Source organism: Pseudomonas sp. GW821-FHT02H06, from assembly GCF_059421525.1.
The window spans coordinates 1-17,914 of the sequence record NZ_JBWKVD010000031.1; the positions used below are offsets into that span (position 1 = coordinate 1).

The following is a 17,914-nucleotide window of genomic DNA, read 5'->3' on the forward strand; positions in this document are numbered from 1 at the left end:
GTTGCAGCAGTCAGATGCGAACTGTTCGTCCCACCACCCCTTCAAGTCTAACCATACAAGCGAGCTTGCTCGCGAAGCAGCAGGAGCATCCACCGCATCTTCAGCGGCTGAAAGACCGCTTCGCGAGCAAGCTCACTCCCACACCAGGGATGTCAGCCTCAGGAGAGCACGACCTTACCCACTGACGCCAACATCAACTCAACACCCAGGGCGCGGATGCTGTCCGCAGCACCGTGGGCGAGGCGGTCATCGCTGATGATCGTGTCGAATTGCTCCAGGCCCGCGACCTTGTACATGCCAAAGGTGCCGTATTTCGTGCTGGTCGTCAGGAGCACCGTGCGTGACGCGGACTGCATGGCCGCTTGCTTGACCTCAACCTTCAGCGCGGAAGGCGTGGTCGTGCCGCGCTGCAGGTCCCACGAGCTGGTGGACATGAACGCCACGTCGGTTGCCAATTGCCGCAAGGTTGCGGCGGCCAGCCCGCCGACACAGGATCGGTTCGGATGATCCAGCAGCCCGCCCGTATGAATCACATCCACATGGGTCGCATCGGCGAGGGCGTTGACCACGCCGAAGTCGTTGGTCACCACCGTCATGCCCGCCAGCGCGACGATGTGCGGGACGATTTCCAGCGTGCTGGTGCCGGCGTCCAGGTACACGGTCATTTCCGGGTGCAGCAGGCTGGCGGCCAGCTTCGCCATCGCCTGTTTATGCGGCAGCTCTACCACTGCTTTGGACTGGTGACTGGGCTCGCTGTGAACCTGGCTGGCGATGCGCACCCCGCCGGTCACCGAATAGGCGCGGCCACTTTGCTCAAGCAGCGCGATGTCGCGGCGAACGGTCATGTGTGAGCAGTCGAACATTTCCATGAGCTGATGCACGCTCAGCACCTGATGCTTGCGCAACTGACGCAGCATCAACTCCCGACGCTGATCGGGAATCATCGGCGCTGCGCCACTGAGGGTGGCGTCTTCTTCGCTGGACATGCAGGCTCCTGGGCAACGAGATACAGCCGACGTCGGCTGGGTGGCTGGCATCTTAGCCAATCGGGATGGCTGTGGCAGTAATGGCGAATAATCAGTGCGGCGTTACGCTCGTTTTACTGACTGAATGCGATGTTTAGTGGGACCGGCTTTAGCCGGGAAGGGGGCCGGTGTGTGCGCATCAAATTTGCGGTGTGGCGGGTGACGCCTTCCCGGCTAAAGCCGGTCCCACTATGGGGGCACGATGGCCCACTGGAGGCGTGTGATTCCTGTAACGCTTTCAGGCATGCAGGACCTGAAAGAACCTTTCGCCAGGCTGCAGTTCTTAGGCTGTAGAGGGGCATCGTTCTAATGAAGCTCAAATTCTAAAAAAGGATGTGGTTATGACCGTTGCTTTTTGGTGCGTGTTGATCGTGATTCTCTTGCCGATAGGGTGCGCTGGCATTGCCAAGTTCAGCAGCGGCAAATTCGGTGCACGGCACAATCATGATCCCCGGGACTTTCTCGACCGCCTCGAAGGTCTCCCGCGGCGCGCCCACAACGCGCAGCTCAATAGTTTTGAAGCGATTCCAGGGTTTGCCGCTGGCGTGATCATTGCCCACGTTGCCGGCGTGGCGCAGTTGGTGACGATCGACGTGCTCGCCGTGCTGTTCGTGACAAGTCGCCTGCTCTACATCATTTTCTATCTGGCGGATCTCGCGACGTTGCGCTCGCTGGCCTGGATCGTCGGGTTGGGGTTGGTGATCGCGCTGTTTGGCGTTTCAGTTTGATGGCTCAACCGTAGCTCTGACACCCTGAGATCTTGCCGCGAAAGAGACCGTGTGGGAGTGAGCTTGCTCACGAAGAGGCCAGTACATCCGCCAAATCTTCATCGGCGGAAATGCCGTCTTCGCGAGCGAGGTGGAGCGCCACCCCGCTCACTCCTACAGATTAAGACTAAAGCGAGCCCACGTGCTTACTCGTCATCCTCGTCGGGCTGCACCTTCTCCAGCTTTTCCTGCTCGTCCTGCAGTTCTTTGCGCGATTCGGCCAGCTTGTCTTTACGCTTGTCGATTTTCTCCGGATCGCCCTTGCTCATGGCCTTGTTCAGGTCCGCCTGGCGACGGCTGACTTCGCGCTTGGCATCCAGCACCTTTTGCTCCTGCTGCTTGACCAAGTCGACGTCGTTGCAGTTGGCGTTCAACTCGCTCAAGGCTTTTTGCAGCCCGGCCTGTTGATTGATATTGCCTGCGGCCTTGGCGTTTTCTATCTGAGTGCTGATGTCCTGACGCTTCGCGGCGCATCCGGACGGCTCCGGCGCTTGGTCGGCCGCAAACACGGGCGCGGCCAGAAACCCGCACGCGGTGAATGCAAAAAGGGATGACAGGAATTTCATGAATACTCCTTGAACACAAATAGCCGCACGCTCGACGCAATCATGCGGCCCTAAAAATACTAAAAACCATCTACGCCTTCGTCCCGCAGTTGGCGACTTAACGCCTGCACCTGCGGGTCTTGAAAAAATGCATGTAGCTGCTTCGCACGGCCCGAGCCGATTCCGAGCTCGGCCTGCCAGTCCTTGACGCTGCGCGAGGCCAGCGCCGCCCAGGAATCACCCAGATCAACGCCCGTGGCCGGAGGCAAACCGATGGCTTTAAGCCAGACAACAAACGGCTTCTCACGCGCGGCCTGGAAACTTGCCAGCAGTTTAGCGCTGCTGCGCTCGCCCAGGCCGGGAATGTTAGCAAGCTGTGCACCGTCGAGGGTCATCCAGTCCAGCAAACCGTTCAATTGCCCGGCCTGAATCAACTTGTCCCACGTGCCCGGTCCTACGCCGCTGAGCGCCACGCCCTTCTTCCCGCTCAGCCATTTAAGTCGTTCACGGAACTGGCTTTCGCAGCCCTCGATGGGCTGCCAGCAACTCAGTGGATGGAAATCCTCCGCTCTCGGAATATTCAGCGGAGCGCGCTCAACGCTGCGCGACACCACCTCATCCAGACGCGGGATCGTCAGCCCGGCGAGGCTGATCCCGACCTGATCGCCGGGCCGAATGTCCATTTCCTGCCAGCGCTTCAGCGAACCGACGCTGATGCGGGCGATCATTCGGTCATCCAGACGCACCGGTTCTATGTCCAGCACGGGCGTGATCTTGCCGCTGCGCCCGATATTGAAATGAACCTTGCGCACCTCGGCCAGCGCCTGTGCGAACGGGTACTTCCATGCCGCGATCCAGTAGGGGGCTTTCGCTTGCCAGCGCTCGGCCGATGGGCGCTCGCCCTGCCGGATGACCACGCCATCGGTGGCAAACGGCAGCGGCGAACGGTACCAGTGCTCTCGCCAGTTCTTTGCCTGAGTGAAACCCTCCAACGGCTCACTGAAGCGTGCGCTGTCCTCGAAACCCATGGCTCTCAAGCCGGCCAGTCGCTCGGTCATCCCCGTCGGACCTTCCGGCCAGTCCCAGACGAACAAGCCGATCTGCGCGCCTTCCTCCTCGCTGATCGCGTGACGCGCCAACAAGCCGGCCACTTTGCTGCGAGCGTTCAGACTGCCGGCGTCCGCCTGAACGTGATCTGTCAGCTTCCAATACAGCTCGCCCTGGAGGATCACGGTCTTTTCCCACGCGAGATGGCGAGGAGTCGCCTCGATCTGGTGGGCATGCCCCGTCCAGTCCTGGCCGAAAACGCCGTCGCCCCGGCTGATGGCACTCACCAGTTTGCCGTCGACGTAAACCAGCGTGACGGCCACGCCGTCCACTTTTGGCTGAATCCACAGATCGCTTCGGTCTTCAAGCCACGCCTGAACGGCGGCCTCGCCCGGCAATTTTGTCAGGCCGGTGTGCGGGATGGGATGTGCGACAGGACCGCGAGCGGTTTTCAGCGGATTGGAGGGCGCCGCCGACGTGGCGGCGAAACAACTGCGCAGATCGGCGAGGCGCTGAACGGATTGGTCGTAAAGCTCATCGGCCACCAGAGAAATACCTTGGCGGTGGTAGCTGTCGTCCCATTGGGTGATCTGGCTTTGCAGCGCCAGGATCTCGCTTCGGGCTTTGGCCGGTGGCCAGTCGGGGCATGTTTGCGCGTTTGCATTGATGGCCAGAAGAGGCAGTGCACAGAGGACCAGTGCGCGAAGGGAGAGCAGCATCGGAGCGTCCTTGCCGGGGGAGGGACTGCAAGGCTAGGTTTTCCCGATGGGCGTTTCATCGCGCCGTGGTTACCGCGTTTGTCTCGCACCGATACAGCCAGCCCCTGATTCCCCGCCCAGCTGTGCCTTGAGCCGCGCGCCCACGAGTGCAAAATGATGTTTCACCCGGCTACTGGAAGAGGCATTGCCATGGACCTGTCGACCCTCGCTGTATTCATCCCCGCCTGTTTCGCCCTGAACATGGCGCCGGGCCCGAACAACCTGCTCTCCATCAGCAACGCCTCACGTTATGGATTTGGCCGCGCCTGCACCGGCGGGCTAGGGCGGCTGCTGGCATTCGCGATCATGATTGCGCTGGCCGCAGCCGGGCTTACGGCAGTGCTGCATACGTCCGAGTGGCTGTTTCATACGATCAAGATTGTAGGGGCGGCGTATCTGTTCTATCTGGCGTTACAACTGTGGCGAGCGCCGTCGGAGGCCCACGATATTGAAGCGGGCGCGCGCGTTGGAGTGACGAAGCTGGCGCGCCAAGAATTTCTGGTCGCCATCGGCAATCCCAAAGCCATTCTGTTGTTCACGGCGTTTCTGCCGCAATTCGTCGACCGTACCGCCGTGGTCACTACTCAATTCGCACAATTGGGCGCGATGTTTCTGGCGTTGGAATGTATCGCTATCGGGCTGTACTGCTGGATGGGCGTGCATGCGCGTCGGCTGTTTGCGAAGCCCAGTGGCAAGCGGGTGTTTAACCGGGTGTGTGCGGGGTTGTTGGCGAGTGCGGCGTCGTTTTTGCTGGTGGCGCGTAGGGTGTGATTGTTTCCGCAGCCCGAATGCAAAAAGCCCCTGACGACTCACATCGCCAGGGGCTTTTATTTTTACCGGATGCCGCTAAGCGCAATGCACCCGGCGGGTATTACAAACCGGCAGCAGCGCGCAAGGCGTCGGCGCGGTCGGTTTTTTCCCAGGTGAACGTGGTGAACGTGTCGTCGCCCACGGTCTTGGTTTGCGGCGTCCGGCCGAAGTGGCCGTAGGCTGCGGTTTCTTGGTACATCGGGTGCAGCAGGTCGAGCATGGTCGTGATCGCGTACGGACGCAGGTCGAAGTGCTCGCGGACCAGCTGGACGATCTTGTCGTCGCTGATTTTGCCGGTGCCGAAGGTGTTCAGCGAGATCGACGTAGGCTGTGCAACGCCAATGGCGTAGGACACCTGAATCTCGCAGCGCTCGGCCAGACCGGCGGCGACGATGTTCTTGGCGACATAACGGCCAGCGTACGCAGCCGAGCGGTCGACCTTCGATGGATCTTTACCGGAGAACGCGCCGCCGCCGTGACGGGCCATGCCGCCGTAGCTGTCGACGATGATCTTACGACCGGTCAGACCGCAGTCACCCACCGGGCCGCCGATGATGAACTGGCCAGTCGGGTTGATGTGGAACTGAGTGTCCTTGTGCAGCAGTTCGGCAGGCAGCACGTGCTTGACGATCAGCTCCATCACGCCTTCGCGCAGATCTTTGTACGACACTTCCGGGTTGTGCTGGGTCGACAGCACAACGGCGTCGATGCCCACCACGATGCCGTTTTCATAGCGGCACGTGACCTGGGATTTCGCGTCCGGGCGCAACCACGGCAGCAGGCCGGATTTACGGGCTTCGGCCTGGCGGTGCACCAACTGGTGCGAGAACGCGATCGGCGCAGGCATCAGCTCGGCGGTTTCGTTGCTGGCGTAGCCGAACATCAGGCCCTGGTCGCCAGCGCCCTGATCTTCAGGTTTTGCGCGGTCGACGCCCTGGTTGATGTCAGGGGACTGCTTGCCGATGATGTTCATCACGCTGCAGGTCGCACCGTCAAAACCGACGTTGGAGCTGGTGTAGCCGATCTCGCAGATCACGTCACGAACGATCTGCTCCAGGTCGACCCACGCGGTCGTGGTGACTTCGCCGGCAACAATGGCCACACCGGTCTTGACCAGGGTTTCCACGGCGACGCGCGCCTGCTTGTCCTGGGCAATGATGGCGTCCAGCACCGCATCGGAGATCTGGTCGGCGATTTTGTCCGGATGTCCTTCAGACACGGACTCGGAGGTGAAAAGGGAGTATTCGCTCATCTCGACGGTTTTCCTGATTAGTACCGATGGTGAGTGTTGCCAGCCGGTCGCTGAAAATGGCGCACCTGGATCTGGAAACCATTACGTAAGCCTATGTACAGGCTTTCCCCGGGGACCAGCCCCGCAGCGATGGCCCAACGGGCCAGATCTTCCTGTTCGAAGCCTAACCAGAGATCGCCACAGGCCTCCTTGGCCCAGCTCTGGTCATGACTGCACAACTCTGTCACCAGCAGGCTACCGCCCGGTTGCAACAGGTTGGCCAAATGTTTGAGCGCTTCGGCGGGCGCGGCGAAATGGTGCAGCACCATATTCAAGACCACGCAGTTGCCGGAGATATTAGCGTTGGTCAGTGCATCGGCCAGTTTCAGCTCGACGTTAACCAGCGACTTCTGCGTGCAGATCTTGCGCGCCAGATCGAGCATTTCCGGGCTGTTGTCCAGGCCCGTCACCTGTCGGAAACGCCGCGCCAGATCCGGCAGAAAACCGCCATCGCCCGGCCCCACTTCTATCGCCGTGGCATCGGCGGGGAAGCTCAGCTTGTCCAGTAACGACAGCAGGCTGTCGCGGTACTGCGGCAGTCCTGCGATCAGGTCCTGCTGGGCCCGAAATTTCTCGGCAGTGCGTGCGAAGAAATCCTGACTGGCATTGGCCCGCTGGCGATGCACCAGCCCGATCCGGGTCTGTACATCATCGGGCAGGCGCAGGTTATCGGCTTCTTCAAGCAGCGCTGCGTGCAGCTTGCCGCCGGTGTGTTCGGTGTGGGGCAGGGCGCGTCGATAGAAGATCGCGTTGCCTTCACGCCGCGTCGCCACCAGGTCTGCCTGAGCCAAGACCTTGAGGTGGTGGCTCATGCCAGACTGACCGATCGCAAAAATCTGCGCCAGCTCCAGTACGCCGAAGGAATCGTTCGACAGCGCGCGCAAGACATTCAGCCGCAGCGGATCGCCGCCGGCTTTGCACAGGGCAGCCAGCTCGTCGCATTCATCATGGCTAATGGCAGGCACGCGAAGATTCATAAGGCAGGCAGTCTAGTTATCGACCGGGGCTGTCGCAAGGGCAATATCAAAAAGTTTTGATATTGCTCGATCAGTGGCGGCACCCCGGCGCCGTGATTCTGCCGTTTGCCGTCGCCTGTTGGGTGCGGTGTACGAAAACACGTCAGCGGCAGAGGAAAACACCGATGGTGTGTGATCTGTCATTGCCCCCGGAGGGTGCCTGAGGGAAAATGGCCGCCTTTTTCCGGTCCCACTTTTATCTGCCCCAGGAGATCAGCGATGCCAAGCCGTCGTGAGCGAGCCAATGCCATTCGTGCCCTCAGCATGGATGCCGTGCAAAAGGCCAATAGCGGCCACCCGGGTGCCCCGATGGGCATGGCGGATATCGCTGAAGTGCTTTGGCGCGATTATCTGAAGCACAACCCAGCCAATCCCATGTTTGCTGACCGCGACCGGTTCATCCTGTCCAACGGTCACGGCTCGATGCTGATCTACTCGCTGCTGCACCTGACCGGTTACGACCTGTCCATCGACGACTTGAAAAACTTCCGTCAGCTGCACAGCCGCACGCCGGGCCATCCGGAATACGGCTACACCCCGGGGGTTGAGACCACCACCGGCCCACTGGGTCAGGGTTTCGCCAACGCCGTCGGTTTTGCGGTTGCCGAGAAAACGCTGGCTGCCCAGTTCAACCGTCCAGGCCACAACATCGTCAACCACCACACCTACGTGTTCATGGGTGATGGCTGCATGATGGAAGGCATCTCCCACGAAGTCGCTTCCCTGGCCGGTACGCTGCGCCTGAACAAGCTGGTCGCGTTCTACGACGACAACGGGATTTCCATCGACGGCGAAGTCGAAGGCTGGTTCACCGACGACACCCCGAAGCGCTTCGAGTCCTACGGCTGGCTGGTCATCCGTAACGTCGACGGCCATGACGCCGACGAGATCAAAACCGCCATCGACACCGCTCACAAGAGCGACAAGCCGACACTGATCTGCTGCAAGACCACCATTGGTTTCGGTTCGCCGAACAAGCAGGGCAAGGAAGACTGCCACGGCGCTCCGCTGGGCGCCGAAGAAATCGCCCTGACCCGCGCTGCGTTGAAGTGGACTCATGGCCCATTCGAAATCCCGGCCGACATCTACAGCGAGTGGAACGCCAAGGAAAAAGGCCTGGCCGCCGAAGCCGAATGGGATCAGCGCTTTGCTGCCTATTCCGCTGCCTTCCCGACCGAAGCCAACGAGCTGATCCGCCGCATGAGCGGTGAATTGCCTGCTGACTTCGCCGAGAAATCCGCCGCGTACGTCGCTGAAGTCAACGCCAAGGGCGAAACCATCGCCAGCCGCAAGGCCAGCCAGAACGCGTTGAGCGCCTTCGGTCCGCTGCTGCCTGAGTTCCTCGGCGGCTCGGCTGACCTGGCAGGTTCCAACCTGACCATCTGGAAAGGTTGCCGCAGCATCACCGGCGAAGACGCCACCGGCAACTACCTGCACTATGGTGTTCGTGAGTTCGGCATGGGCGCCATCATGAACGGTATCGCCCTGCACGGCGGCTTCGTGCCGTACGGCGCGACCTTCCTGATCTTCATGGAATACGCCCGCAACGCCGTGCGCATGTCTTCGTTGATGAAGAAACGCATCATCTATGTGTTCACCCACGACTCCATCGGTCTGGGCGAAGACGGCCCGACTCACCAGCCGATCGAGCAGCTGACCAGCTTGCGCACCACGCCGAACCTGGACTGCTGGCGCCCGGCCGATGCCGTGGAATCCGCCATCGCCTGGAAACACGCCATTGAACGTGATGACGGCCCGTCTGCGCTGATCTTCTCCCGTCAGAACCTGCAACATCAGGCGCGTGATGCCGAGCAGCTGGAAAACATCAACCGCGGTGGTTACGTGCTGCGCGACTGCAGCGGCGAGCCGGACCTGATCCTGATCGCCACGGGTTCCGAAGTCGGCCTGGCTGTTCAGGCATACGACAAGCTCACCGCAGACGGCAAGAACGTACGTGTGGTTTCCATGCCATGCACCAGCGTTTTCGAAACCCAGAGCGCCGAGTACAAGCAGTCGGTTCTGCCGCTGGAAGTCAGCGCGCGTATCGCCATCGAAGCTGCTCACGCCGACTACTGGTACAAATACGTGGGCCTGGAAGGTCGCGTCATCGGCATGACCACCTTCGGCGAGTCGGCACCTGCCAACCTGCTGTTCGAAGAGTTCGGCTTCACGCTGGAGAACGTTCTGTCCACGGCTGAAGAGCTGCTGGAAGACTAAGCGCCATCGTGTTGCCCTTGTAGGCGCGTGACTTGTCCTGCGATTTGCTGCCTGTAACTGGCAGATCGCGGGAGAGCCGCGCGCCTGCAGGTTCTCTGTACCACTCAAGATGTTGAGAACCCCATGCTCCAGCCACGCCCTTATAAAGTCGCCCTCAATGGTTACGGTCGTATTGGCCGCTGCGTGCTGCGCGCGCTGTGCGAGCGAGGTGCGAAGGCGGGCTTTGAAGTGGTGGCAATCAATGACCTGGCCGACATGGCCAGTCTCGAATACCTCACGCGCTTTGACTCCACACACGGCCGGTTTCCCGGCGAAGTGCGGGTCGAAGGCGATTTTCTGCACATCAACGATCACGTCATCAAAGTGTTTCGCAGCGCGACGCCGGAAGGCATCGACTGGGGCTCCCTCGACGTGGATCTGGTGCTCGAATGCTCCGGCGTCTACAACACGCGGGCTGACGGCGAGCGCTTTCTTTCAGCGCGTGCGCCACGGGTGTTGTTCTCCCAGCCCATGGCCAGTGAAGCCGACGTTGACGCCACCATCGTCTACGGCATCAATCAGGAAGCCCTGACGGGCGATGAGCGGCTGGTGTCTGCCGCGTCGTGCACCACCAATTGCAGCGTGCCATTGCTCGACCTGCTGAACCGCGAGTTGGGTCTCGAATACGTAACCATCACCACGATTCACTCGGCGATGAACGATCAGCCGGTGATCGACGCCTATCATCATGAGGATCTGCGCCGCACGCGTTCGGCTTTTCAGTCGATCATCCCGGTGTCCACTGGTCTGGCGCGCGGCATCGAGCGGCTGCTTCCGGAACTTGCCGGCCGAATTCAGGCCAAAGCAGTTCGTGTGCCGACGGTGAACGTCTCGTGCCTGGACATCACGCTGCAGGTCGCCCGTGATACCGATGCCGTCGAGATCAACCGCATCCTGCGCGAGGCTGCCACCCGCGGCCCGCTGAAGGGACTGCTGGCGTATACCGAATTGCCGCATGCCAGTTGCGATTTCAACCACGACCCGCACTCGGCCATCATTGATGCCAGCCAGACGCGGGTCTCGGGCCCCAGGCTGGTGAACATCCTGGCCTGGTTCGACAACGAGTGGGGTTTTGCCAATCGCATGCTGGATGTCGCCGATCACTACCTGCACACCATTCATAAACAATAGTAAAAACAGGGAATGCCTCATGACCGTGTTGAAGATGACCGACCTCGATCTGCAAGGTAAGCGTGTACTGATCCGCGAAGACCTCAACGTTCCGGTCAAAGACGGCGTGGTGACCAGCGATGCCCGCATTCTCGCGTCGCTGCCCACCATCAAGCTGGCGCTGGAGAAAGGCGCAGCCGTCATGGTCTGCTCGCACCTGGGTCGCCCCACCGAGGGTGAGTTTTCCGCCGAGAACAGCCTCAAGCCGGTTGCTGACTACCTGAGCAAGGCGCTCGGTCGTGAAGTGCCGCTGGTCACGGAGTACCTGGACGGTGTCGAGGTCAAGGCGGGCGATATCGTGCTGTTCGAGAACGTGCGCTTCAACAAGGGCGAAAAGAAGAACGCTGACGAGCTGGCGCAGAAGTACGCCGCTTTGTGTGATGTGTTCGTGATGGACGCCTTCGGCACCGCCCACCGTGCGGAAGGCTCGACCCACGGCGTGGCCAAGTTCGCCAAAATCGCTGCGGCCGGTCCTTTGCTGGCAGCCGAACTGGACGCGCTGGGCAAGGCCCTTGGCAATCCGGCCCAACCAATGGCGGCCATCGTGGCCGGCTCCAAGGTCTCCACCAAACTGGACGTGCTCAACAGCCTGAGCCAGAAGTGCAATCAGCTGATCGTCGGCGGTGGCATCGCCAATACTTTCCTGGCAGCGGCAGGTCATCCGGTTGGCAAATCCTTGTACGAGCCTGACCTGCTTGAGACCGCCAAAGCCATCGCCGCCAAGGTCAGCGTGCCTTTGCCGGTCGATGTGGTGGTTGCCAAGCAATTCGCCGCCGATGCGGAAGCCACCGTCAAGCTGATCGCCGATGTGGCCGAGGACGACATGATCCTCGACATCGGTCCTCAAACAGCTGCGCACTTCGCCGAACTGCTGAAATCTTCCAAGACTATTCTCTGGAACGGCCCGGTCGGCGTATTCGAGTTCGATCAGTTCGGCGAAGGCACCAAGACACTGGCTCATGCAATCGCTGAGAGTTCTGCTTTCTCGATCGCAGGCGGCGGCGATACGTTGGCCGCCATCGACAAATACGGTGTAGGCGACAAAATCTCCTATATCTCTACAGGCGGTGGTGCGTTCCTCGAGTTCGTCGAGGGCAAGGTTCTGCCGGCTGTGGAAGTTCTGGAACAACGCGCCAAGGCCTGACCGGCCAAGGTGAAGGGGAGTGAAATGGTCAAGCCATTACCGCTGTTGATCATGGCGGGTTTGCTGGTCGGCTGCGCAAGCAAGCCTGAAGCGGAGACGGCGTCCAGCGCGGCACCGGGACTGCTCCAGGTCAGCTGCTATCAGGCGGGCTGGCAGGCGGAAACCGTACCGATCGTTTACAAGCGTGGCGGGCCTGAGGTATGGGAAAAATACGAATTCATGCCTGCCATGGGACCAGTCCCCTGTCACTGATTTTCAGTCGACCACTGATTCTCAGCTGACGGTGCGCCGGAATACAGGAACAGCATTGCCCCTGCCATGATCGACATCCGTCGCGCGATGCAGGCGATCCAGGAGTAGTAATGAAAGGCTTGTTAGCCCTTGCGACACTGATGCTGCTGAGCGGTTGCGCCAGCATGAAGGCTTCGGAACCGGCAGCCCCCTGGACCCATTGGGTCTGCGACAGCAAAGCCGAGATTTTTTGGAAGTACGCCGATGCCGCTAAGAAAGAGGTGGATGTACGCCTCAATCAGAGCGAGCAGGTATTCCGTCTGCAAGCAGCGCCCGGAGCTTCCGGCGCGCTCTACAGTAACGGCGTGCTGGCGTTCGACAACAAAGGCAGCGAAGGCTTGGTCTACTGGGACGCTACCAACGATTTGATCGGTCGTGGCTGCAAGGCGCCGTAAAGGGCCGAGCAGTTCGAGCGAGGCTGTACCGGGGCGATGTCTGAGCAATCGACCCCTATAATTTGAATAGCCGCCAATACGGCACGCACGATTAACGACCCCACCGGGAGAGAGACAGACAATGGCACTTATCAGCATGCGCCAGATGTTGGACCACGCAGCCGAATTCGGTTACGGCGTCCCTGCATTCAACGTGAATAACCTGGAACAAATGCGCGCCATTATGGAAGCGGCCGACAAGACCGATTCTCCGGTGATCGTTCAGGCTTCGGCCGGTGCGCGCAAATACGCTGGCGCCCCGTTCCTGCGCCACCTGATCCTGGCGGCAATCGAAGAATTCCCGCACATCCCGGTGGTCATGCACCAGGACCACGGCACCAGTCCGGCCATCTGCCAACGTTCCATCCAGCTGGGCTTCAGCTCGGTCATGATGGACGGTTCGCTGCGCGAAGACGGCAAAAGCCCTGCGGACTACGAGTACAACGTTCGCGTGACGCAGGAAACCGTCGCCATGGCTCACGCCTGCGGCGTTTCGGTTGAGGGTGAGCTGGGCGTTCTGGGTTCGCTGGAAACCGGTATGGCCGGTGAAGAAGACGGCGTCGGCGCAGAAGGCATGCTGGATCACAGCCAGATGCTGACCGACCCGGAAGAAGCAGCGGACTTCGTCAAGAAAACCCAGGTCGATGCCTTGGCCATCGCCATTGGCACCAGCCACGGCGCTTACAAGTTTACCAAGCCGCCTACCGGCGACATTCTGGCGATCGAGCGCATCAAGGAAATCCACAAGCGCATTCCGAACACCCACCTGGTGATGCACGGTTCTTCTTCCGTTCCACAGGAATGGTTGAAAATCATCAACGAGTTCGGCGGCGACATCAAAGAAACCTACGGCGTGCCGGTCGAAGAAATTGTTGAAGGCATCAAGCACGGCGTGCGCAAGGTCAACATCGACACAGACCTGCGTCTGGCGTCCACCGGTGCCATCCGCGAGTTCATGGCGAAAAACCCGAGCGAGTTCGACCCACGCAAGTACCTGGCAAAAACTGTATCGGCCATGCGCGACGTGTGCATCGCCCGTTACGAAGCATTCGGCACCGCCGGCAACGCCTCCAAGATCAAGCCGATCTCCCTGGAGAAGATGTTCGAGCGTTATGCCAAAGGCGAGCTGAACGCCAAAGTGAACTGATCGTTTTCTGATCGATTTGCAGCAATGAAGAAGCCCGCAGCGATGCGGGCTTTTTTGTGGCTGTGATTCGCGAAGGTTGTTACGGCAGTCCAATCACTCGCCCAACATACCTTGGCCCAGGCTGGTCATGCTGGGCTTCGCTCAGCACGCGCAATGCCTGCAGCGACACTTCGCTGAATGGCGCCGACTTCGGCCCGGCGGCCAGATCCACATGCAGCAGCATCTGCTCGCTCGCTGCCAACTCGACATCCCCTTCTGCTTTGTAAAGCCCGTGATAAAGCTGCACCCGCTTGCGGTCGTGTCCGATGATTTGCGTACGCACTTCCACCACTTCCCCGAGCTTCACTTCGTGCAGGAAGTTGATGTGCGCTTCGAGCGTAAACAGCGAGTGGCCGCTCGCATCCCGATCGTCATTGGCGAGGCCGATTCGGTCCATGAAGGCATCTGTGGCGAAGCTGAAAATCAGCAAATAAAAGGCATCGCGGAGGTGACCGTTGTAGTCCACCCAATCGGCGAGGACCGGGGTTTTGAATTTAATAAGCGCTGGCATAGGATTCCCATGGCTGAAATATTGGTGAGCTGAACGGGCCTATTCGTGAGCAAGCTCACTCTCACAGGTCTTGCGTGAACCCATGTAGTACCGGCTTTATCCGGGAAGACGGCAAGCGCCACACCGCGAAGTTTCGGGTGCACATCAGAACAGTATTTCCCGATCCCCTGTAGGAGTGAGCTTGCTCGCGAAGGCCCCAGTTCAGACGATAGGGCACTGGCGTATCAGTCCTCAAACGCCATCCCATGCTTGGCCTTGGTGGTTTTCACCGCTTCAATCACCGCCAGCAGGCAGTCATCGCGATACCGCTCCAGCGCCGCAATGCTGTGGCTACCGAGCTGATCCGAGGTGCCGTCAACCACGTCATCGATCAACTTGTCGGTCAGCTCGGGCGCCGGGAGATAGGTCCACGGCAACTGCAGCGCCGGGCCGAATTGCGCCATGAAGTGGCGCATGCCCGCATTACCGCCGGCCAGGGTGTACGTCAGAAAGGTGCCCATGAACGACCAGCGCAAGCCGGCGCCGAATCGGATAGCGTCGTCGATTTCGCCTGTGGTCGCCACGCCATCGTTGACCAGATGCAGCGCCTCACGCCACAGCGCTTCCAGCAAGCGATCCGCAATAAAACCAGGGACTTCCTTGCGCACATGCAGAGGGCGCATGCCGAGTGATTCATAGACCTGAATCGCTGCCTGCACCGCTTCTGGCGCAGTGTTTTTGCCGCCGACCACTTCCACCAGTGGCAGCAGATAAACCGGATTGAACGGATGACCCACCACGCAGCGTTCCGGATGCGTGGCGCTCTCGTAAAACTCCGACGGCAGCAGGCCGGAGGTGCTGGAACCAATGATTGCGTCAGGCTTGGCCGCCGCGCTGATCTTGCTGTGCAGATCTAGCTTGAGGTCAAGACGCTCCGGGGCGCTTTCCTGAATGAAGTCGGCGTCGCGAACGCATTCTTCGATGGTGTCGACGAAGCGCAGACGTTCCTGGGAGGCGCCCGAAGCTAGGCCTTTTTGTTCAAGGGCCGGCCACGCGTTGGCGACGCGTTTGCGCAGCGCGGCTTCCGCTCCCGGCGCCGGGTCCCAAGCCACGACATCCAGGCCGTGAGCCAGCGCGCGCGCCACCCAGCCGCTGCCAATGACACCGCTGCCCAAGGCCGCGAAGGTTTTGATGGTGGTGATGAAGGTCATGTCGGTTACTCGAAAAAGTGTCGAAGCCCTTGTGGGAGTGAGCTTGCTCGCGATAGCTATTCATCTGTGCGGCATGTGTGACTGACCCACCGTCATCGCGAGCAAGCTCACTCCTGCACGGTGGGATTTATGTGGAGATCAAAACCGCTTTTTCAGCCCCATCTTTACGCGGCCCTCTGCGGGAGTCAGAACCCGGGCGCCCAGTCGGCTGAGGATTTCGCTGGCCCGCTCGACCAGTGCGCCGTTGCTGGCGAGCACACCTTTTTCGAGCCAGATGTTGTCCTCCAGACCGACCCGCACGTTGCCGCCGAGCAATACCGCCTGCGCAGCCATCGGCATTTGCATGCGGCCGATACCAAAGGCGGCCCAGACTGCATCGGCAGGCAAGTTGTCGACCATGGCTTTCATCGTGGTGGTGTCCGCCGGCGCGCCCCACGGAATACCCAGGCACAGCTGAAACAGCGGGTTATCGAGCAAGCCTTCTTTCATCATCTGCTTGGCAAACCACAGGTGGCCGGTGTCAAAAATCTCCAGCTCGGCTTTCACCCCCAGCTCCTGAATACGCTTGGCCCCCGCCCGCAGTTGCGCGGGCGTGGACACGTAAATGGTGTCACCATCGCCGAAATTGAGCGTACCGCAATCCAGCGTGCAGATTTCCGGCAGCAGCGCTTCAACGTGCGCCAGCCGGGTCAGCGGACCGACCAGATCGGTACCGGGACCAAAGTCGGTCGGACGTTCGCCCGGGCCGATTTCCAGATCGCCGCCCATGCCTGCCGTCAGGTTGACGATGATGTCGATGTCGGCTTCACGGATGCGGTCCATGGTTTCGCGGTACAGCTCGACGTCACGGCTGAACTTGCCAGTCTCGGGATCGCGCACATGGCAGTGCACGACTGTCGCACCAGCCTTGGCGGCCTCGACTGCGGCGGCGGCAATCTGCTTGGGCGTGATCGGGACCAGGTGGCTTTTTCCGGTCGTGTCGCCAGCACCGGTCAGTGCGCAGGTGATGATGACGTCGTGATTCATGGGTGGGGTTCCTTGCAGGCCAGACAGTGACGCGGACATTTGCATTCCGCTTTTGAGGTGCAAAGCTACGCAGCGGCGAACCCCTCAAAACGCACAGCGGCGACACGGTCTTGCACAGCAGCGACCTGTGCTGTTGCTGCCCATCGGCAAGAGGTGTATTTGATGATCGGGCCCAAGAAACGCGATCGTGTCTGATCACTTTTCGACCAAATCGCCCATATGCTTCGATCCTAAGGAACGCGCCAACGATGTCCCAGGATTTCTACTTTCTGCTCATGCCCGGCTTTTCGATGATGGGCTTCGTCTCGGCGCTGGAGCCGTTGCGCGTCGCCAATCGCTTTGGTGGCGAGCTGTTTCGCTGGCACATCTTGAGCGTCGACGGCGGTCCCGTGATTGCCAGCAACGGCATGTCGGTGAACGCCGACGCGGCGCTTGAGCCACTGAAAAAGGGTGCGACCCTGTGGGTGATGGGCAGCGTCGATCCGCTGAAGTTTTACACCGGCATGCTGGAACACTGGCTGCGTCGGCTGGACCTGGAAGGCGTGGTTCTAGGGGCGATCGACACCGGCAGTTTCGTGCTCGCCCAAGCCGGTTTGTTGGAGGGCTATCGCCTGACCCTGCACTGGGAAGCCCTGGACGCTTTCAAGGAAACCTACCCCCGGCTGCAAGCAACACAGGAATTGTTCGAGATCGACCGGCGCCGCATTACGTCGGCCGGCGGCACGGCCTCCATCGACATGATGCTCGACCTGATCGGGCAGGCGCATGGCCCGGACATGGCGATCAAGGTCTCCGAGCAGTTCGTTCTCGGGCGCATACGCCAGCGCAAAGACCACCAGCGTATGCAGATCGCCACGCGCTACGGCATCAACAACAAAAAACTGGTTCAGGTGATCGGCGTCATGGAGCAGCACACCGAGCCGCCGCTGAGCACGCTGGAACTGGCCGAGGGGATTCAAGTGACGCGGCGTCAGTTGGAACGGCTCTTTCGCCTGCACCTGAACGACACGCCGAGCAACTTCTACCTCGGCCTGCGGCTGGAAAAAGCCAGGCAACTGCTGCGCCAGAGCGATATGAGCGTGTTGGAAGTCAGCATCGCCTGCGGGTTTGAATCGCCGTCGTATTTCACCCGTAGTTACAGGGCAAAATTTGTGCTGTGCCCGAGGGAGGATCGAGGGCGCGCGCGCGAGGTGAAGGCTGTTTGATGCTCAATTATGGTGAATTATAGTCGCGACTATAATTCGGTATAAATGACCCGGCGGGCGGCTTTCGTCTTCTTCTTCAGGCTCCGGCTCGTTCAGCAGGACCGGCTTCAGCCGGGAATAGGCCCGGTTGAGCACCCTCAGTTTAAGGTGGTGGCGCCTGACGCCTGCAGTGGTCTAATTTCCCCGGACACCTCGATAAGTGGAAAATACATTTATCGAGGAGTTCTACATGACCAGAAAGC

17 protein-coding genes are annotated in these 17,914 nt (G+C 60.3%); 9 read left to right on the forward strand and 8 right to left on the reverse strand.

Annotation, left to right across the window (positions count from 1 at the left end; all coding sequences use genetic code 11):
• Nucleotides 1–158: 158 nt before the first annotated feature.
• Complete coding sequence (locus AC07VF_RS26090; RefSeq protein WP_192173205.1) at nucleotides 159–986, reverse strand: DeoR/GlpR family DNA-binding transcription regulator; 828 nt, start codon at nucleotides 984–986, stop codon at nucleotides 159–161.
• A 380-nt stretch (nucleotides 987–1,366) separates the two neighbouring features.
• Between AC07VF_RS26090 and AC07VF_RS26095 the strand changes: the two genes are divergently transcribed.
• Nucleotides 1,367–1,753: an MAPEG family protein gene (locus AC07VF_RS26095; RefSeq protein WP_192173204.1), complete on the forward strand. Its 387-nt coding sequence runs from the start codon at nucleotides 1,367–1,369 to the stop codon at nucleotides 1,751–1,753.
• Nucleotides 1,754–1,938: 185 nt separating this feature from the next.
• Here the strand turns inward: AC07VF_RS26095 and AC07VF_RS26100 are convergent, their stop codons facing one another.
• Both AC07VF_RS26100 and ligB read right to left on the reverse strand, forming a co-directional pair.
• Entirely contained in the window at nucleotides 1,939–2,358 is a 420-nt protein-coding gene (locus AC07VF_RS26100) for a DUF1090 domain-containing protein (RefSeq protein WP_495010145.1), read from the reverse strand.
• Nucleotides 2,359–2,417: 59 nt separating this feature from the next.
• A complete protein-coding gene (ligB, locus tag AC07VF_RS26105; RefSeq protein ID WP_495010144.1) occupies nucleotides 2,418–4,103 on the reverse strand; it encodes an NAD-dependent DNA ligase LigB in 1,686 nt (561 codons plus the stop codon).
• A gap of 189 nt (nucleotides 4,104–4,292) precedes the next feature.
• Between ligB and AC07VF_RS26110 the strand changes: the two genes are divergently transcribed.
• Entirely contained in the window at nucleotides 4,293–4,913 is a 621-nt protein-coding gene (locus AC07VF_RS26110; RefSeq protein ID WP_192173201.1) for a LysE family translocator, read from the forward strand.
• Nucleotides 4,914–5,013: 100 nt separating this feature from the next.
• Here AC07VF_RS26110 and metK read toward each other — a convergent pair whose 3' ends face one another.
• On the reverse strand, nucleotides 5,014–6,204 hold the full coding sequence (gene metK, locus AC07VF_RS26115; RefSeq protein WP_065991235.1) for a methionine adenosyltransferase: 1,191 nt from the start codon (nucleotides 6,202–6,204) through the stop codon (nucleotides 5,014–5,016).
• A 17-nt stretch (nucleotides 6,205–6,221) separates the two neighbouring features.
• Nucleotides 6,222–7,220, reverse strand: coding sequence for an ArsR/SmtB family transcription factor (locus AC07VF_RS26120; RefSeq protein ID WP_192173200.1), 999 nt, complete (start codon nucleotides 7,218–7,220; stop codon nucleotides 6,222–6,224).
• Between the two features lie 258 nt (nucleotides 7,221–7,478).
• Between AC07VF_RS26120 and tkt the strand changes: the two genes are divergently transcribed.
• The 6 genes from tkt to fba all read left to right on the forward strand — a co-directional run bounded on the left by tkt (nucleotide 7,479) and on the right by fba (nucleotide 13,701).
• A complete protein-coding gene (gene tkt / locus AC07VF_RS26125; protein WP_495010143.1) occupies nucleotides 7,479–9,476 on the forward strand; it encodes a transketolase in 1,998 nt (665 codons plus the stop codon).
• Between the two features lie 123 nt (nucleotides 9,477–9,599).
• Nucleotides 9,600–10,646: an erythrose-4-phosphate dehydrogenase gene (gene epd / locus AC07VF_RS26130; RefSeq protein WP_495010142.1), complete on the forward strand. Its 1,047-nt coding sequence runs from the start codon at nucleotides 9,600–9,602 to the stop codon at nucleotides 10,644–10,646.
• A gap of 19 nt (nucleotides 10,647–10,665) precedes the next feature.
• Nucleotides 10,666–11,829, forward strand: coding sequence for a phosphoglycerate kinase (locus AC07VF_RS26135; protein ID WP_495010141.1), 1,164 nt, complete (start codon nucleotides 10,666–10,668; stop codon nucleotides 11,827–11,829).
• A 24-nt stretch (nucleotides 11,830–11,853) separates the two neighbouring features.
• A complete protein-coding gene (locus AC07VF_RS26140; RefSeq protein WP_192173196.1) occupies nucleotides 11,854–12,081 on the forward strand; it encodes a putative periplasmic lipoprotein in 228 nt (75 codons plus the stop codon).
• Nucleotides 12,082–12,191: 110 nt separating this feature from the next.
• Entirely contained in the window at nucleotides 12,192–12,515 is a 324-nt protein-coding gene (locus AC07VF_RS26145) for an MliC family protein (protein ID WP_346630949.1), read from the forward strand.
• Between the two features lie 121 nt (nucleotides 12,516–12,636).
• Nucleotides 12,637–13,701, forward strand: coding sequence for a class II fructose-bisphosphate aldolase (gene fba, locus AC07VF_RS26150; RefSeq protein ID WP_037018967.1), 1,065 nt, complete (start codon nucleotides 12,637–12,639; stop codon nucleotides 13,699–13,701).
• 79 nt (nucleotides 13,702–13,780) lie between these two features.
• On the opposite strand, the gene AC07VF_RS26155 is transcribed toward fba, so the two are convergent.
• The 3 genes from AC07VF_RS26155 to cdhC form a co-directional block, all read right to left on the reverse strand.
• Nucleotides 13,781–14,251 (reverse strand): thioesterase family protein, encoded by a 471-nt coding sequence (locus tag AC07VF_RS26155; RefSeq protein ID WP_495010140.1) that lies wholly within the window; start codon nucleotides 14,249–14,251, stop codon nucleotides 13,781–13,783.
• 224 nt (nucleotides 14,252–14,475) lie between these two features.
• Entirely contained in the window at nucleotides 14,476–15,441 is a 966-nt protein-coding gene (locus AC07VF_RS26160) for an L-carnitine dehydrogenase (protein ID WP_495010139.1), read from the reverse strand.
• Between the two features lie 138 nt (nucleotides 15,442–15,579).
• A complete protein-coding gene (gene cdhC, locus AC07VF_RS26165) occupies nucleotides 15,580–16,467 on the reverse strand; it encodes a 3-dehydrocarnitine:acetyl-CoA trimethylamine transferase CdhC (protein ID WP_346630952.1) in 888 nt (295 codons plus the stop codon).
• A gap of 248 nt (nucleotides 16,468–16,715) precedes the next feature.
• Here cdhC and AC07VF_RS26170 point away from each other — a divergent pair, with 248 nt between their 5' ends.
• Nucleotides 16,716–17,672, forward strand: coding sequence for a GlxA family transcriptional regulator (locus AC07VF_RS26170; protein WP_495010138.1), 957 nt, complete (start codon nucleotides 16,716–16,718; stop codon nucleotides 17,670–17,672).
• The last annotated feature ends 242 nt before the right edge of the window (nucleotides 17,673–17,914 follow it).